Source organism: Microbulbifer regidiadema (SeqCode) (assembly GCF_052467605.1).
In genome coordinates this window covers 3678704-3695209 of record NZ_CP174316.1, presented here as the reverse complement: position 1 = coordinate 3695209, position 16506 = coordinate 3678704, and the positions used below count along the sequence as shown (strand labels likewise).

Genomic DNA, 16506 nt, shown 5'->3' with positions numbered 1-16506 from the left:
CTGTCAGTCGAGATATGAGGCTAGCTTTTATGCAAATTGGAGATATAATCGCCGGCCTGTCGCCAAAGTCGTTATGGCGGCCACTGTCTACGAGGTTGTTTGCTCCATGTCTGCGCCCGCACTATCTCCATCCAGTCCAGATGCCCCCGAGGAAAAGGCTTCTGGTGCGCGCCGCTGGGACTTTGTACTGGACGTCTTCGCCATGAACAGCTTCTCTTGGGCTGTGGCGATCCCCATCGAACTGGTCCTGGCCGGTATGAGCTGGAACGAACACCTGAAAGTTCGCCTGATGGCCCTGGTATTCAATACCTTTATCGCCCGCCCGTTCAGCCTGTATCGCAACTGGGTAGTCAATCGCTTCGGCGGCGGCGGCTTTATCAATAACTACCTGGTAGACACCTTCGTATTCCTCAGCTTCCAGTTCCCTCTATACATGCTCAACATGCGCCTCAGCGGTGCCAGCTGGGACGAAATTGCCACCGCCAGCATCACTTTTATACTGATCGCCGGCTCACTGGGGCGGCCCTATGGAATTTATCTCGACTGGGTGCGCCGAGTGTGGATTAATACGCTGGTCCCCCTGTGGAGCAAACGGGCTGCCTGAGGGGTTACCGATACTCGATTGAGCAATACGAGAAAGGAACATGACTGTGTTGACCGATAACGCCATTGAAAACAGTTCCATGACCGTTGGCGTGGTCGCTGGCACCCCGACAGATACCCGCTTCGGCCTGGACTTCCTCGCCGCGCGCCAGCTTCGCGGAGTGGGCCTGTCCCTATCCTCCTCCCCCCAGGCCCAGACCCAATTACAGGCACTGGAGCGCGACGCCCTCACCCAGCAACTGATCGCAGCCATTGAGCAGCTCTACCAGGCCGGTGCCGAAGCCGCCATGATCTATTGCAACTCACTTTCCGGTGCTGTGGATATGGCTGCGGTAAAGGCGGCCTCCCCTATCGAGGTCGTATCCCCGCTCGAGGTGTACGCAGAACTGACCCAGCGCTATCGCAACTTTGGCCTGCTCGCCGCCAACTGCCAGAGCTGCGCCAATATCGAGCGGGAGATACTCGAGCGCAATACGACAGCCAAGGTTATCGGTATTGGCAATCTGCAAATTGTGGAAGATATCGAAGACGGCCTTGGCGCAGAAATGATCGTTCGCCAACACGCCCTCGACGACTTGGTCGCAGCCCTGGTAAAAAGTGGCGTGCAAATCCTGATTTTGGGTTGCACCCATTTCGATTATTTTTATCGGGAATTACTCGCGCACTGCGACGGTATCCGCCTGTTCCTACCCTCTGAACGCATGCTGCAACTGCTACAGGAACGCATTCCGCAGGCCGCCTAAAATTATTTTTTAGCGACAGCCCGGCACAATTTATTTCGAGCTGTCGCCAAATTACACATCCAGTCCAATAAATTGCCACTAGATCCATTACTGTAATCCGCTGCAATCACTAAATCCCGCCCCAATCCATTAACCCCAAAATAAAGCCGAGCGCAGGACAAATGGGGCCGGCAGGCAAATTTCACACTGGCACAATCATTTAGACGCCACGCTAACCCCCCAGGCAGGAAAAAAATTTCTCTTGTACCAAAAGCAGCCTTATTGCAGTATCAAAATCTGTGATGTGTTTAGGTATTTATTAAAACAAATCGTATAAAGCCCTTGTGGATTTCAGGATTTAGTCCACTTTAAACAACATTGGTTATAAGGATGATAAAAACCACTGTGTCTGCGGGAATCCCCTCCCGTCACGTATTATTACGTGCCATATGCCTCGGCTTTTTGATATTGGCTTCAGTATTTTTATCGAGTACTGTACAAGCCGATGTTATCGGCTCACTAAAAAGTCAGGTTTCACTATTTTGGCTGTTAATACTCAGCGTACTTCTATTACTTATTTGTGCGTTTGCAATAAATAGCCATGTTAAGTTGCGACAATTAGATCGCGAAAGCAGCAATCGGCTCAGAAACTTAAGCAAGGAAAACAGCAAACTTTTCCAGCAATTTCACAGCCGCAACAGCGAATTTACCGCTCTGGAGAAACAGCTGTTCGAGACGCGCTCTGAGCTGGAGAAATTGCACCAGGAGAAATCCGATCTCCTCACCATTACCCGCCATCATTTACAGTCTCCCCTGGATACACTCCTCGGCACTTTAAATTTATTGACCCGCAGTAAAGACAAAAATACCCGCGCCCTGGTTGAGATGGGAAAAAGACAACTCAACAGTGCGCTTAAATCCCTCAATGATTTACACCGGGGCGGCAATACCGAAAGCGTAGAAAGCCCCCCCCTCAAGGACAACCCCAGCCCCAGCAAGCAGCTGTCCGTATTGCTGATTGAAAACAACAAACACGACTCCCTTCAGTCCACCCTGGAAACCATGGGCCATAAAGTACAGAGAGAGTGCAACGGAATCGACGGCAGCAGTGCTGCGCTGCAACGGCAATTCGACCTTATTTTGACCGATACCTATCTTCCATTAATGGACGGTGTCGAAGCCGTGCGGGAAATCCGCCGGGAGCGCGGTACCGAATTACCCATTTTTGCCCTGCTGCAAAACGCCAGAGCCGGGGATAAAGAGCGCTACCAGGCCCGGGGATTTACCGGTGTACTCACCCACCCGGTCGGCGACCGCCCGCTGATGCAACTACTCAGCTGGGCGATGCGCCGCAACCAGGGAGGCGGTGCGCCCCGGGGGGCGAAACCCACTCGCCTGCTGAATACCGGCACCCTATTTCGCCTGCGCGATACGCTAGATCACCAGACATTTGCCGAGTTACTCAACGAGCGTACTACCAACCTGCCCAAACATATCACCTCTCTCACCAGCGCGATTACCGGGCGCCACTGGCTGGATGCGGAGCAGCAGGCGCAACAGCTGGCCCGCTCGGCCCTGGAGGTCGGCCTCGAAACCATAGCGGGCCGCCTGCGCACCCTCGCCGCCAACCTCCCTATCGATAGTGAGAGAGAGCACTGTCGCCAGCAGCGCACCGAGCTGCTGCAACTTATGCGCGAATCCGTGCGCCAGCTGAAGGCCTGGCGCGAGCGCAATGTTCACACGGAGTGGGCGCTGAAATAGTTTCCCACGCTGTGCCGCCATATCGAGACAGCACCCTGCGGGGTGCTTATTCAATGTCAATCGCCCAACAACCCACCGCACAAATAAGCCATCCCGGCGCAGCCAAGTTGAAAAGCACTATTTGCACCACACTATATTGGGGTGAATAGCAGAGAGAAAAACGTTATGTCAGAGTATTATCCCAAACGCAGCCGGGAAACGCGTGAACAAAGTGGGCGCGATTTGGCCATCATGGTTTATTTGATTCAGGCGATCAGCTTATTTACCGCCGTACCATTTTTTGTTGGGGTATTAATCAATTACTTTAAGCTCAGCGATGTGCGCGGCACCCTGGCCGAGTCACATTTCCGCTGGCAAATTCGCACCTTTTGGTTCTGGCTGCTGTGGACTGTTATTGGCTCTCTGACTTGGTGGATCTTTGGTTTGGGCTACCTCATTCTCGCCGTTAACTGGGTGTGGGTGATTTATCGGGTAATTCGCGGCTGGTTAACCCTGGCAGACCGGCGCCCCGCCTACGACTACTACTGATAAAAAATAAGTTATTCGGGCCCGGTTTTTTACGGGCCCTGAACAACCCCTGTGCGGTTCGATTTATCCTTTATTCCCCGCGAATTTTTAACCCACCCCAGATACTCCCGCCAAAAATTAACACAGCGATATTAGCCGTTCGGTTTTAGCAACCGTTGCAACTGCAACATTGTATGCTTCGCAACAAAGTGTGCGACTATGTCCCTCCGATTGACTTTCACCGCGTTGCAAACAGGGAGAAATAATTCGTGAGCCAGGACCAGAACGCCCCGCTGCGGGAAGACGTACGCCTGCTGGGAGAAGAACTCGGCACAGTACTGCGCAACCAAGTTGGCGAGCCACTATTTAATACCGTTGAAAATATTCGCCAGGCTGCGGTGGAAAGCCGCAGCAAAGGGGCGATGCAGGCGGACCACTTGCGGGAGCTTCTCGATCCCCTGGACGATGCGACCCTATTGGAAGTCGCCCGAGCTTTCAGCCAGTTTCTCAACCTGGCCAATATTGCCGAGCAGCGCCACCGCGAGCGGCTACACCGCCAGCACCAGCGCTTTCCCGGGGACCCCGATACCGATCGCGGCCTGCGCCAGGTACTGACGGAGCTGAGCAATGCGGGCAAGTCCGCCGAGGAAATCCACAGCACCCTGCAAGCGCTCTCTGTCGAGCTGGTCCTCACCGCCCACCCCACCGAAGTGACGCGCCGCACCCTCATCCGCAAATACGACCGGGTCGCAGATCTACTCAACACACTGGACAGCCCCGATCTGACCAGCGAGGAGTCCCAGGACTTGCGCCGCCACCTACAGGAGCAGATTCTATCCGCCTGGAGCACCGATGAGATCCGCCGCTCCAGGCCCACCCCGGTTGACGAGGCCAAGTGGGGCTTTGCCACCATCGAGCAATCCCTGTGGCAGGCCGTCCCCAAAAGTATGCGGGCGATTGATAGCGAGCTCGCCCTGGCCAAGCTGCCGCCCCTGCCGGTGGACTGGGTTCCCATCCACTTCGCCTCCTGGATGGGGGGAGACCGGGACGGCAACCCCAATGTCACCGCCAGTGTCACCGGGGAGGTCCTGCACCTGGCCCGCTGGATGGCCGCCGACCTCTACCTGCGCGATGTGGAAAGTCTGCTCGCGGATCTGTCCATGCACCGCGCCAGTGAAGAGTTGTTGCAGCGCACCGGCCCCAGCCACGAACCCTACCGCTTGGTGCTGCGCCAGGTTCGCGACCGCCTCAAAGTCACCCGGGAAAAAATGGAGGCCCGTATCGACGGGCGCACAGAGCCTTGTGGACGCGATTTTACCCGCACTGAGCAGCTCGCCGACGAGCTGCACCTGATCGACCGCTCCCTGCGCGCTGTGGGCCTCTCTGCTATCGCCGAGGGCCAGCTCAAAGACACCTTGAGGCGGCTCAACTGCTTTGGCATCACCCTGCTGCGTTTAGATATACGCCAGGAATCCACCCGCCACGCCGACGCCCTGGATGCCATTAGCCGCTATCTGGGCATGGGCAATTACAGCAGCTGGAGCGAAGAAGAGAAGCTGGAGTTCCTGGTATCCGAACTGGACAGCCGCCGCCCACTGGTAGGCGAGAATTTCTACCGCAGTGACTTTTGTGACGCAGAAGTGAGTGAGGTGCTACAGACCTGCCAGGTCATTGCCGAACAGGGCCCCGAGGGGTTGGGGGCCTACGTGATCTCTATGGCAACCACCCCCTCCGATGTTCTCGCCGTAATGCTGCTGCAAAAAATTGCCGGGGTACAGGAGCCGATGCGGGTGGTCCCGCTGTTTGAGACCCTCGACGATCTGGACGGCGCCGCCGCCACTATGAGCACTCTGCTGAATATTCCCCAGTACAAGCAGCGGGTGCTCGATGGCCAGGAGGTGATGATCGGCTACTCCGACTCCGCCAAGGACGCCGGCTTCCTGGGGGCCGCCTGGGCCCAGTACCGCACCCAGGAGGCCCTCACCGGGATATTCCGCAACCACGGCATCCCCCTGACCCTTTTTCACGGCCGGGGCGGCTCCATATCCCGGGGCGGCTCACCGACCCGTATGGCCCTGCTGTCACAGCCGCCGGGATCGGTAGCCGGGCGCATTCGCGTCACCGAGCAGGGCGAGATGATTCGCTTCAAGTACGGCCGCCCCTCCGTGGCCGCCTACAACCTGGAGCAATATGTCGCCGCAACTCTGGAGGCGACCCTAATGCCTCCGGCGGAGCCGCGTCCCGAGTGGCGCGCGGAAATGGAGCGGCTCACCGAGGTCTCGGTCAGCCACTACCGCGAAGTCGTGCAGGATGACCCCGCCCTGGTGGCTTACCTGCGCACAGTCACCCCCGAAACCGAGTTGAGCCGCCTGGCCCTGGGCAGCCGCCCGGCGAGGCGCAAACCCGGCGGCGGGGTCGAATCGCTGCGGGCTATTCCCTGGGTTTTTGCCTGGACCCAGATACGGCTGATGCTGCCGGCCTGGCTGGGTACCGGTGCCGCGCTGGAAAATGCCCTTAAGCAGGCGGATGAAACCGATATCCTGCGGGATATGAGCCATCAGTGGCCCTTTTTCCAGGGGGTTGTGGATATGCTCGAAATGGTATTGGCCAAAGCCGATCCCCGCGTCGCCTCCTGGTATGAAGAGCGGCTCACCAAGGATGCAGAGCTTATCCACCTCGGTGCCAATTTGCGCGAGCGACTCGCCCATACGGTCGAGGCTTTACAGCAGCTGAGCGGGCGGGAGAGCCTATTGGATAACAACCCCGTGATGCACTGGTCCATCCGCGTACGCGACCCCTACACCGACCCACTGCACCTGTTGCAGGCCGAGCTGATGGCGCGCTTGCGAGAGCGGGAGAGTGATGCGCTGTTGGAGAGTGCGCTGATGGTCACTATTGCGGGAATTGCGGCGGGTATGCGCAATACCGGCTAGCAGGTCGAGCGGCTGCAATGCAGCCGCTCGCCACTCATCGATTAGAACCTACCGGTCAGGGCCATCACAAACAGGTCCGCCGGCAGCTGCTCGCCATTCACCTCCAGTTGGCCGCGATTGACCTTGAGATACATCTGCAACTCACCGCTGTCTTCAATCAGCAGACCATAATCCCGCAAAAGCATTGCCTGGCCCATCAGCGGCGACTGCAAAAGCGCCTGCTCAGCCGCGCTTAGTGTCATGCTGCCCACCAACGGTTTGAGCCACTGGTCGATCTCACTGCGACCTCGGCGCGAGGGCTTGCGCATGCCGCGCCAGTCGATATCCGCATCCACCAGCACCGGGCCATTGCGGGATTGAATCGCCAGCTGTTGCTCCAGGCGCAGCGGTCGACTCATTTCACGAACCCAATCCCGCTCGGGCGCCGGCAGCAGTAGGCGCAGGTAGTGCCCCAGGTCTGCGGTGTTAATTCTCGGCAGGGTCATCTGCTGGCGCACAGAGGTAATCGGTGTCGCCGACTCGACCGTGGGCAAGTTCAGGTCACTGATTACTTTTAAGGTCTGAGCGGCCAACTCTTCCAGGGTCAGGTCCAGGCTGATATCGCGCAATTGAACCGGCCCGGAATCCGACTCCGCCCGCAGCAGCGATAAACGCAGCTCCGCACTACCGCCCTCGCCGGGCGTATATTCAAATTCGCCCTCTAAGGGCTCGGTAAACAGTACCTCGATACCCTCACGGATTTGGCGCAGGCTTCCCAATTCCACCATACCGTTCAGCACCGCACCGCTGTAATCGGTAGATACGGCGATCTCCCCGCCGTCAAAGGTCAGCTCGCCAAAGGGGCCGATATTCTGAAAAGGGTCCAGGCGCAGGGTATTCAGCACGCGGTTATCGGCGGTCACCAGGGTTTCCAGGACCACCGGGCTCGCCTGCAAGGCGCCGTAAATGGATTCCAGTTGAGTGCGCAGCTCGGGCTGTAGCTGATCCAGCGCCAGGCGGGTCTCGGTGTAAACCACACCCAGGCGCGGCCCCTTGGAGGTCAGCAGCAGCGGCCCGTGGTGAATCTCTGTGCTGAGCTGGGTAGTGCCATCCGGCAGGGCGACCTCGGTATTGGTCTCAGCGCCAAACCAACCGCGCTCATAGGCGGTGGAGCTGCCCCCCTGCAAGCGGCCCAACTGCTGCTTCCAGATCTCCTCTACCTTGGGACCGATAAAACCCGGCGCGGCCAGCGCAGATATCACCATTAGGGCAAGCACAACAAAGAGAAGTGAACGCAGCAGTTTCATAAAAAATCATCTAGCGAAGGGATTTGCAGCGATATTATCAGATTATCAAGCGAGTGGCTGCGATAGACGGCAGGTTACTTGGCGGAGCCTACAGGTCCCTATTGAACACAAGTTTTGGCCCGGTTTCTCCCACCCGACCCAGGGCAAACTCCGCCGCCAGGGCCAGCAAAACCACTTGCTGTACGGCGGCCCCAATCAGGAAAAATAGCTATTTAAGCAGCCATATATCCACGCTGACTAGCCAGTGAAATGGCTACAGACAGTAAACCCACTATAGGTAGTTCCTAGATTGCCAACATAAGTGACCGCCGCCTGAAACTTATCGATAACCTGGGGCCGACCTCTTGAGCCGAAGGCGCGATAAACAGATAGTGCAGAATAAAAATTTAGTCGGGCCGAATTTTTATTCGAGTAAATTTCCGAAAATAAAAACTGAATAGGCCGAAAACCAATAAGCCTATTCCCTATCCCGACAAACAGCACCGGGTGCCACAAAAAAAACACTGAATAGAATATTTATTGCCATTCAGACCATCCATTAAAATAACCCTATCGAATAAGCAGGCATTATCTCGATCGAGTCTTAAAATATCCCTTTATCACAACCGAAACTTCCATTAGCGCACATTGGGACCCCTCCCCGGATTGAGTAGACTTATGGCCAAACTAGGAGAAGGAGTAGGCATTATGCGTTATCTTGTTTCAATGGTGCTCTTGTGCTCGCTTGCAGGTTTTAGTTTTGCAGACGACCGCATGACGAGCCTCCCAGCCAATGCTGAGCCCGTACAGATTCTCGGCAAGACTTATTATCAAAGCGGCAATAATTTCTATGCTTTCAATGAGCAGGGCCGTTTTTTCTACCAGGTTCAACCCCCCACCTCAATCCGCAACTACGAGCGTCCCAAGGATATGTCTGTCCGGGGCTCACAGTCCCACTCTAAAACCTGGGGACTGACTAGAGACCAGGTAGAGGGGTGCATGAACTCCGCCGCAGATATGGCCAATGCTAACCCCGCAGTCGGTGGTAAAGTTTATATCCGCGAATACAACCTGTGTATTAATAACTTGCGCTAGCCATTGTGGCTATATTTACTGCTACAAGGGGCCTTCGGGCCCCTTTTTTCAATCGTTATTTTTTTACAGTTACTAAACTAGCAAGTCTTTCAACACACTAAAGCTATCAATCCTCTAATTTTAGAGCTATGAAATATGCAAGCCGCTATTATCAGGTCTTATGGCAGCCCCATCGAAATTGCAGAGATGCCTAAACCTTCACCGGATAAAAATAGTATTTTAGTAAAGGTTCAATCGGCCAGTATCAACCCCCTCGATAACTGGGCAATATCGGGGGCTTTACAAAATGTAATGCCTGTAAAAATGCCGCATATTGTCGGGTACGATGTTACTGGGACAGTAGTAGAAATTGGCAGCGCTGTCAGAAATTTTAAAATTGGCGATCTGATATTTGCACGCCCCGATACAAATCAAGCGGGTACGATTGCCGAATACACTTCAATCAAAGCAATGGACGCAGCTATCCGCCCCAGCAATCTTTCTAACAATGAGTGTGCCGCTTTCCCTCTCGTGGGTTTAACAGCCTGGCAATCTCTCGTTGAAGTGGGAAAGTTACAGAAAGGACAAAAAGTCCTTATTCATGCCGGCTCTGGCGGAGTCGGTACTATCGCTATTCAAATTGCCAAATATATAGGCGCCTTCGTAGCCACAACCACCAGTGATGCCAACTTTACATTAGTCAAACGGCTCGGTGCCGATACTGTTATCAATTATAAAACCGAAAAATTTGAGGAATTACTCGAGGAGTATGACCTTGTACTCGACTCTTTAGGCGGAGAAGTATTAGAAAGTTCTGCCAAAGTTCTTAACAAACATGGTCTATTAGTATCAATCTCCGTCAAAGCTAAAGAGTTAGATACCTTAATTGAAAGGATGAGGCAGCGCCTCCAACTCGTTTATTCATGGCCAAGTGGCACTACACTCGCAGAACTTGCTTCATTACTTGAGAAAGGAGTTATAAAACCGGTTATTGATCGGGTCTACCCCATACATGAAACTCAAGCCGCACTCGACTACCTAAATAAGGGAAGAGCCAAAGGTAAAATAGTCATTGATGTGTTGCAGGGTAAATAAACGATAGTATAGGATTTCAACCTAGACTCAAAAAAACTGGAGCCCTAGTGAAACGGACATTTCTATTTTTGGGTACCCTGATTTCTGCCGCCAGTTACGCACAAAATCTCAGCTTGGCCGAAGCGGCCCTGGAACGGACGTACCACAAAGTGCGCTACGATCCAGCTTATGTCTCTATTCCCTATCCAAATGGGGATGTACCGGCAGATACCGGTGTTTGCACCGATGTAGTAATCCGCTCATTCAGAAAGCTGGGTATCGATCTACAGAGAGAGGTTCACGAAGATATATCGAGTCATTTCCAAGCCTATCCATCAAAGCGGATATGGGGGCTTTCCCAGCCGGATAAAAATATTGATCACCGCCGCGTACCCAACCTACAAACATTTTTTACCCGCAAAGGGCTATCGCTCCCCATCACTGCCAAAGCAGAGGATTACCTGCCTGGAGATATTGTTACCTGGATACTGCCCGGCAATCTGCCGCATATCGGTATTGTGACTGCAAAACCCTCATCACACCCCAATCGTTACTTAATTGCTCACAATATAGGCGCTGGGCCAGTGCTGGAAGATATGCTGTTTTCCTTTCAAATTACCGGGCATTATCGCTACAGCGCTGATCAAGTACTCAAGAGGGCTGAACAGTGAGAAAATTGCGTTTTTACTCAGCGATCAGCGCCTCTCTTTGACCGGAATATGCAGATACATTTCCGCTGTCGGGCTGCTAACCTGGTATTGAGGTGGATAAAGCTCGAAGTCCGGTCTCTCGATATAGTCATAATTAGACTTTGGCAACCAGCTTCCCCAGATATACTTTAAGGTCTGTTCCAGGGTGTCGATTGACCCGCGATGGATAAACCTCGCATAGAGTTGCTCCGGTAGTTCCCGGGCCACCATTCCCTCGGGCACTTGAGTCAAGTCGGCAACTGGCGCACAGCAGATATAATTAAACCGAATTTCATTGCCGGCTTCCTCGTAACACTCATAGATACCAAAAGATTCATCGCCAATGCGGTTGGGGACCTGATCTCTGTAGGGGCGAAAAGCAGACCAGAGCTTTGGCAAGCTGAGATTTTCGTGATCGTACTCCTGCGCTACCCCCACCAGTTGCATCGCCGGGCGCGCAATAATTTGTGGCTCCATAGAGAGTTCGTTTTGCAAAAAGTGCAGCATATGCGGGCTAAATTGATCTTTATACAGCAACCGGAAAGGGTCTTGCTGCTTGCGATACTGCGCCGGAGTTACATTAAATAAAGCTTTAAATGCACGCGTAAAGGCTTCCTGGGAATCAAATTGACACTCCATCGCAAGTTCAAGAATGCCTATATCCTCACTCAGCAACCTCTTTGCCGCGACCGTCAAGCGGCGCTTGCGCAAATACTCTTTCGGCGAATCCCCCACTAATGCTTTAAAAATTCGGCTGAAATGGTAGGTTGAATAATGAGAGGCAGCGGCAATTTCATGAACGGTAATTTTGTCATATAGATGCTGCTCTACGAAATTGATACTTTTAAAAAACCGTTGCATAAGAGGCTCCTTTTTTGCCAGTTTACGCCGGGGAAGCGAGATTTTCGAGTCCCGCTCTGCCTATTCGACCTGTGCTTGAAGTTCAATCCGCTCACTGGTGATATAGAAACGTAAATGAGCAAACGCCCTGTCTCTCAGCGGAATCAGTGCCCGATAGGCGGTATCATTGAAGAGCGCATGGATCGCCGCTCGATCGGGAAAAGACAACACGGCAAATCCCTGTGCCGACTCGCCCCCATCCAGCGCCTCCTCAACCTCATAAGAGGCAATAGGAACCCCACCATAGCGCTGAATTAGCGCCGGGATTTTGCTTAGATAAGCCTGTAAAGCCTGTGTTTCCTGCAGGTCTGGCGAGGATTCTACATGTAGAAATACTGGTAACATAATCACAATCTCCAGAGCATCGCTAGTTTTGCAAGGCAACTCGTCTGTACCAGACAACCAGCAGAGGAACAATTGCAAGCTCGATAATCGTCGGCGGCAGTACCTGCTCGTCTACCAGTCCAAACTCCAGGATATTGGTTAATCGGCCCAGACCGCCAATAAACAGGGACAAAGCCGCGAAATAAAACAGCGCCTTATTTTTTTCAATATTTCGAAGAAAATAGAGTAAAACCAGACCCTGCGTAAAGAAAACCCCAAAGGCAAACCGGTATTGATTATCCCCAAATCCCCGCAAGGGGCTATCCGCTGAAAAAATCATCGCGCTACCACTTAGAACAGCACTGCCATTGAGACCGCCAAAGGCACTGATTCCCCCCGGAACAAAACAGATTAGCGCCAGAGCCACCACTAGCAACTGGAAAATTTTTCTTTCTGTAGCACTCACCTGATTCATGATGTCAGCCCTGTTTAGCGTGTTTGAAGAGATGGCTTAAGCATATTGCCCGGTGAGATCTTATTTTTGATATTTCTTGCGCTCTTGCGATATCACAAAGACAGCAAGAAATGTCAAAACCCAAGACGCTTAACCCCTTATCTTTCTCCCCAACAGCCGGGCACATCCATATCCGGACACCGATCCCCAACATCTACAGAGACAGAAAGATGATTCAGAGCGTATTGATTACCGGAGCAAATGCGGGCTTAGGCAAGGAGTGCGCCAGGCAACTGGCAGAGTACCCGCAGATTAACAAGATCTACCTCGGCTGCCGCAATCTACAGAAAGCCAAAGAAGCCCAAGCAGATCTGGTAGCGGAGACCGGCAGAAATATCTTCGAAGTATTACTTATTGATGTTGCGGATCAACAATCCGTGAAAGAAGCGGTTAAAACCCTCAACTCCCCGATTGATGCCCTGGTTATGAATGCTGGCGGTACCGGAGGTAAAGCGTTTTATCAGAAAACCCGCGAGGGAGTCACACAAATTTTTGCCGTCAACCTACTCGGGCACGTGCTCCTGACTAACGAATTGCTAAGAGCCAACAAGTTAACCCAGGCCGCCATCTACGCCGGCTCCGAAGCCGCTCGCGGTGTAAAGGAGATGGGCATGAAGAGACCGGATCTGAAAAGCGCCTCTGTGCAGGAGTTTATGCAGATCTGTGAAGGGCAGCTCTATGCCAGTAGCAAAGATGCCACAGTACCCTACGGCCCGATAAAGTATATGGGCGCCCTGTGGATGTCTTCCATGGCGCGGGAATTCCCTCATATCCGCTTCGTAACCATGAGTCCCGGGGCGACTGTAGGCACCGAGGGCTTTAATACCCTGTCATTATTCAAACAATATATGATGAAGGGCATGATGCGGATTATGCTGCTACTGGGCAAGGTCCACAAAGTAGAAGTGGGCGCCAAACGCTATATCGACGCCCTGCTGGATACATCTTTCCGCACGGGTATCTTTTACGGCAGTGAACGCGGATTAACTGGCCCTATTGGTGAACAGCGGAAGCTTTTCCCAGACCTGGACAATCCAACCTATCAGGACAATGCCAAAACGGCGATCAATCACTTTATTTAATCCCCTGTGCCATCAGGTAGGGAACCCCTGCGCCTTACCTGAACTCAACCTGAGAGTGCCCGCCTAACCCTAAATAATCCCCCCCCTTCCTTGTCTCCATCCAAACCCGATAACTGTGGATAAGTTCGTTAGGTTTTTGCAAGCCTACTCAAATCAGGGAACCTCTGAAAGGTTTTACCGCATCCACTACGTATTTCGATCTGAATGCAGCATAAGATAGTAGAAACTGGCTCGCAAATGAGGAAGACATAAGTAACTTTAGAAGACTATCATATAAAGATATTTCATTTATACACTGAGCTCTGGAAGGATATATTGACCTTATTAAGCTTGATATCGACTCAGACGAGCTTGAAGTTGATAAATACCTGGACCTTCAAGAGGATTTAATCTGCTACGAAAAACCACTTTATGGCTTTCAAAAACCTGAAAAAATCTATTGAATTAAAGCTAATTTCATCAACTCAACTTCCAGCAAAAAACGACAGGGGAAAATTATGAAGAATATTCACCAACCGATTAAAGATATCATATCGTACTATGCCAGCAAACTATCGAATCAAGAGGTTTTAGACATACTACAAAAAAACTCCATTGAATCTAAACGTGAGGCAAAGGATATTCTTTTATTTCTTGACTCTATGTGCATTGAAATTAGCAAAGACGCACAAAATAACACCCTAGTACTTCGGCAGCCGATTAAGACCGTTGATGCAGAAAAGGTCTGCGATATTATTGAAGATTACATAGAGGCAATCGGCTATGGAAACGACGCAAATTAACCCTGGGAAACTTACAAAGTTATCCTCCGCCCACATAACCATCTTTCAGCTTGAGGGCCTTAGAACCATCGGCAGCTTGTTAACAGCTTCACACTGACAACCGCTAAATTACTCTTTACATCAGGCATAACGATTGATTATTATCACTCCAAGGTAGCTTCAGCCCTTTCTTCCCACAAGAGCAGATCAATCGATCGTGAAGAGTGAACTCCCAGTCAAAGTTAGTTCATCAATAGCTTATTCTCAAGTAATCAACCGCGATATGCCATAGAGTGGGACAAGGGCTCATCGCAAGATTGAGAAATAAGATGTTGTACTCTATATCAAGCCAGGCCCTTAAACAGCAAGTCAAGGTTGCCACCAAGTTTTGGCCCTTCGCAGGCGCCAAAGCCTCTCACACAAGAGAAATTTTGTGTCGCCTATACGGTTATAAAAGCTACCATCACTTCCAAAAAATAGCATCACACAGTCACTGTGATAAGAAGCCTCTAGATGCTAAAGCTGTCACAATGAAGCTACCCGAGTGGTCAGCCAAGCTTGCTGCTCTCGGGAGAATGAACCAAGCCCAGTCAAAGCAATTGATTATCAGGCTTTGGTATGGATATTTAAAAGAGTACAAGGATACCCTTCTATATCAAAGTGAAGTTCGTTTCTACGGTGAGTGCCAGGACTTTACCAGCAACAACAATTCACTAACTTATCACTTCGACGCTAGTCCCAGCGTCAAAGACTGCATTGAGTCCCTAGGTGTTCCCCATACCGAGATAGGCAGTATTCGTATCAATGGAGACCTCTCTGAGTTTACCACCCCTGTCAGAGACCAGGACTACATCGAAGTTTTCCCCAGCAAGCCAGGTAGCTATTTTGCTTGTAAACCAGCAAAGCTTACTTTTTTATTAGACGTCCACCTGGGGGCACTTGCCCGCTACCTTCGAATGGCTGGATTTGACACCCTTTATCACCCACAAGATCAGGGAGATAAGCTGTTAGCAGAAGTAGCAGCGCTGCAAGATTGCGTACTACTGACCAGGGATATAGGCCTACTTAAACACGCGAAAGTCAGCTATGGACGCTGGCTGCGCAATCAAGATCCTGAGGCTCAGTTTTTGGAAGTAGTAAAACACTATCAACTTTCACAAGCTTTTAAGCCATTTAGCCGTTGCATAAAATGTAATGGTAAAATTGGAAAGGTCGCGACCGAAAGCATTATTGACAAAGTCCCTACAAGCGTTCTTGAGGTGCAGAAAGAGTTCAGCCAGTGCCAAGTATGCAAACAAGTTTACTGGACAGGCTCTCATTTTAAGAGAATGGAGGCATTGCTCTCTAAGGCAATGGAGGTATAAGCATGTTATCAAGGAAGCTAAAACAAAAAGCCCATGACTCACTTCTTCTGGCCAGCACACAAATAGTTCGGCAAAGTCAGATCTTTCTCTCTACAGGACAAAACCTGGAAAAGCTCCCGCTAAAAATAAAAAATACTAGAACTCTTTTCAAGCCAAAGAAGTGTTATATATTTAAAGAGCCATATCAAAAGATTGGAAAAATCTATCACTCTCTTTGCCCTTCTTGTGCTGATTTCAATAGCAGTAAAAGAGGTTATAGCGCCCCTATGCAAGGCTATCGCGCTCTAATAACCGGAGGCCGTATAAAAATTGGCTTTGCGACTGCACTTAAGTTGCTTAGGATTGACGCCGAAATATTGATCACAACAAGGTTTACCAGTGATGCCGCCAGGCGATTCCAGCAGGCTACATGGAAAATAACTGAGCATACTTAATCCACAAGGTGTATTTTGAAAGTTAAATTGAAAAAACTGATAGCTCGAGGAGCTATTACCCTGTCAATTTTATTATTTGGCTCTATTACAGCATACTTTATAGCTTTTGATCCTCCAAAAATGGCTATGGATAGGGCTAAAGATTTGGTATTTTCATTCCAAAAATTGGATCGAAAAAGCTTCGAGACCCACTGGTCTAAGTCTCACGGTCCTGTGCCTACAAATCAGGAAATAAGAGAAGAAATTATATCTTGGGGAGAGAAACAAGGTGAATTTATAAACATTGAGGAGATCAAGGAGCTAGATATAAGAAAGCATATTTCATTTACTGGCAAGGGCATCACTCATATATATAAATATCAAATCCTCTGTAAATTTACTAAGGGGGATGTAATATTTATTGTATCAGTGAAAGGCAACAGAGGTGGATTTGAGGTACTAAATCTTACTATGGGCAACCCTATTTAAATTTAGCACCGACAAGAATTTTTCTGAAACG

Annotated in this window: 17 protein-coding genes; 13 read left to right on the top strand and 4 right to left on the bottom strand. The window is 51.1% G+C overall.

Annotated elements, in window-relative coordinates; translation table 11 throughout:
- Nucleotides 1-73 precede the first annotated feature (73 nt).
- From alaE to ppc, 5 genes are all read left to right on the top strand, one after another.
- Nucleotides 74-604: an L-alanine exporter AlaE gene (gene alaE / locus ACJJIF_RS16705; protein WP_444929456.1), complete on the top strand. Its 531-nt coding sequence runs from the start codon at nt 74-76 to the stop codon at nt 602-604.
- Between the two features lie 40 nt (nt 605-644).
- Nucleotides 645-1346 carry an aspartate/glutamate racemase family protein gene (locus ACJJIF_RS16700; protein WP_444929455.1) on the top strand — a complete coding sequence of 234 codons (702 nt, stop codon included), beginning with the start codon at nt 645-647 and terminating at the stop codon, nt 1344-1346.
- Nucleotides 1347-1934: 588 nt separating this feature from the next.
- On the top strand, nt 1935-3086 hold the full coding sequence (locus tag ACJJIF_RS16695) for a response regulator (protein ID WP_444929454.1): 1152 nt from the start codon (nt 1935-1937) through the stop codon (nt 3084-3086).
- A 165-nt stretch (nt 3087-3251) separates the two neighbouring features.
- Complete coding sequence (locus ACJJIF_RS16690) at nt 3252-3614, top strand: DUF4870 family protein (protein ID WP_444929453.1); 363 nt, start codon at nt 3252-3254, stop codon at nt 3612-3614.
- A gap of 248 nt (nt 3615-3862) precedes the next feature.
- Nucleotides 3863-6526 (top strand): phosphoenolpyruvate carboxylase, encoded by a 2664-nt coding sequence (gene ppc, locus ACJJIF_RS16685; RefSeq protein WP_444929452.1) that lies wholly within the window; start codon nt 3863-3865, stop codon nt 6524-6526.
- Between the two features lie 41 nt (nt 6527-6567).
- On the opposite strand, the gene ACJJIF_RS16680 is transcribed toward ppc, so the two are convergent.
- Entirely contained in the window at nt 6568-7812 is a 1245-nt protein-coding gene (locus tag ACJJIF_RS16680; RefSeq protein WP_444929451.1) for a DUF945 family protein, read from the bottom strand.
- 687 nt (nt 7813-8499) lie between these two features.
- Here ACJJIF_RS16680 and ACJJIF_RS16675 point away from each other — a divergent pair.
- From ACJJIF_RS16675 to ACJJIF_RS16665, 3 genes are all read left to right on the top strand, one after another.
- Nucleotides 8500-8886, top strand: a complete 387-nt coding sequence (locus ACJJIF_RS16675; protein WP_444929450.1) for a hypothetical protein — start codon at nt 8500-8502, stop codon at nt 8884-8886.
- A 135-nt stretch (nt 8887-9021) separates the two neighbouring features.
- On the top strand, nt 9022-9960 hold the full coding sequence (locus ACJJIF_RS16670) for an NADP-dependent oxidoreductase (RefSeq protein WP_444929449.1): 939 nt from the start codon (nt 9022-9024) through the stop codon (nt 9958-9960).
- Nucleotides 9961-10007: 47 nt separating this feature from the next.
- On the top strand, nt 10008-10610 hold the full coding sequence (locus ACJJIF_RS16665; RefSeq protein WP_444929448.1) for a DUF1287 domain-containing protein: 603 nt from the start codon (nt 10008-10010) through the stop codon (nt 10608-10610).
- Between the two features lie 24 nt (nt 10611-10634).
- Here the strand turns inward: ACJJIF_RS16665 and ACJJIF_RS16660 are convergent, their stop codons facing one another.
- Genes ACJJIF_RS16660 through ACJJIF_RS16650 form a run of 3 tightly spaced genes read right to left on the bottom strand, consistent with a single transcriptional unit; the run spans nt 10635 to nt 12327 of the window.
- The gene (locus tag ACJJIF_RS16660; protein ID WP_444929447.1) at nt 10635-11489 is read right to left on the bottom strand and encodes an AraC family transcriptional regulator; all 855 of its coding nucleotides are present in this window, start codon (nt 11487-11489) and stop codon (nt 10635-10637) included.
- A 60-nt stretch (nt 11490-11549) separates the two neighbouring features.
- Nucleotides 11550-11873, bottom strand: a complete 324-nt coding sequence (locus ACJJIF_RS16655) for a DUF1330 domain-containing protein (protein WP_444929446.1) — start codon at nt 11871-11873, stop codon at nt 11550-11552.
- A gap of 22 nt (nt 11874-11895) precedes the next feature.
- Nucleotides 11896-12327, bottom strand: coding sequence for a DUF4345 domain-containing protein (locus ACJJIF_RS16650; protein WP_444929445.1), 432 nt, complete (start codon nt 12325-12327; stop codon nt 11896-11898).
- 209 nt (nt 12328-12536) lie between these two features.
- Here ACJJIF_RS16650 and ACJJIF_RS16645 point away from each other — a divergent pair, with 209 nt between their 5' ends.
- The 5 genes from ACJJIF_RS16645 (at nt 12537) to ACJJIF_RS16625 (ending at nt 16475) form a co-directional block, all read left to right on the top strand.
- The gene (locus tag ACJJIF_RS16645) at nt 12537-13448 is read left to right on the top strand and encodes an SDR family NAD(P)-dependent oxidoreductase (RefSeq protein ID WP_444929444.1); all 912 of its coding nucleotides are present in this window, start codon (nt 12537-12539) and stop codon (nt 13446-13448) included.
- 497 nt (nt 13449-13945) lie between these two features.
- Complete coding sequence (locus tag ACJJIF_RS16640; RefSeq protein ID WP_444929443.1) at nt 13946-14230, top strand: hypothetical protein; 285 nt, start codon at nt 13946-13948, stop codon at nt 14228-14230.
- 308 nt (nt 14231-14538) lie between these two features.
- A complete protein-coding gene (locus ACJJIF_RS16635) occupies nt 14539-15573 on the top strand; it encodes a Mut7-C RNAse domain-containing protein (RefSeq protein WP_444929442.1) in 1035 nt (344 codons plus the stop codon).
- Nucleotides 15574-15575: 2 nt separating this feature from the next.
- Nucleotides 15576-16007, top strand: a complete 432-nt coding sequence (locus ACJJIF_RS16630) for an SDR family oxidoreductase (RefSeq protein ID WP_444929441.1) — start codon at nt 15576-15578, stop codon at nt 16005-16007.
- A gap of 15 nt (nt 16008-16022) precedes the next feature.
- A complete protein-coding gene (locus tag ACJJIF_RS16625; RefSeq protein WP_444929440.1) occupies nt 16023-16475 on the top strand; it encodes a hypothetical protein in 453 nt (150 codons plus the stop codon).
- Nucleotides 16476-16506 lie beyond the last annotated feature (31 nt).

Coding starts and splice junctions, on each gene's coding strand:
- ACJJIF_RS16655 (WP_444929446.1), bottom strand. CDS start 11,873: ATGTTACCAGTATTTCTACATGTAGAATCCTCGCCAGACCTGCAGGAA.
- ACJJIF_RS16700 (WP_444929455.1), top strand. CDS start 645: ATGACTGTGTTGACCGATAACGCCATTGAAAACAGTTCCATGACCGTT.
- ACJJIF_RS16690 (WP_444929453.1), top strand. CDS start 3,252: ATGTCAGAGTATTATCCCAAACGCAGCCGGGAAACGCGTGAACAAAGT.
- ACJJIF_RS16680 (WP_444929451.1), bottom strand. CDS start 7,812: ATGAAACTGCTGCGTTCACTTCTCTTTGTTGTGCTTGCCCTAATGGTG.
- ACJJIF_RS16630 (WP_444929441.1), top strand. CDS start 15,576: ATGTTATCAAGGAAGCTAAAACAAAAAGCCCATGACTCACTTCTTCTG.
- ACJJIF_RS16670 (WP_444929449.1), top strand. CDS start 9,022: ATGCAAGCCGCTATTATCAGGTCTTATGGCAGCCCCATCGAAATTGCA.
- ACJJIF_RS16645 (WP_444929444.1), top strand. CDS start 12,537: ATGATTCAGAGCGTATTGATTACCGGAGCAAATGCGGGCTTAGGCAAG.
- ACJJIF_RS16650 (WP_444929445.1), bottom strand. CDS start 12,327: ATGAATCAGGTGAGTGCTACAGAAAGAAAAATTTTCCAGTTGCTAGTG.
- alaE (WP_444929456.1), top strand. CDS start 74: ATGGCGGCCACTGTCTACGAGGTTGTTTGCTCCATGTCTGCGCCCGCA.
- ACJJIF_RS16675 (WP_444929450.1), top strand. CDS start 8,500: ATGCGTTATCTTGTTTCAATGGTGCTCTTGTGCTCGCTTGCAGGTTTT.
- ACJJIF_RS16640 (WP_444929443.1), top strand. CDS start 13,946: ATGAAGAATATTCACCAACCGATTAAAGATATCATATCGTACTATGCC.
- ACJJIF_RS16660 (WP_444929447.1), bottom strand. CDS start 11,489: ATGCAACGGTTTTTTAAAAGTATCAATTTCGTAGAGCAGCATCTATAT.
- ACJJIF_RS16635 (WP_444929442.1), top strand. CDS start 14,539: ATGTTGTACTCTATATCAAGCCAGGCCCTTAAACAGCAAGTCAAGGTT.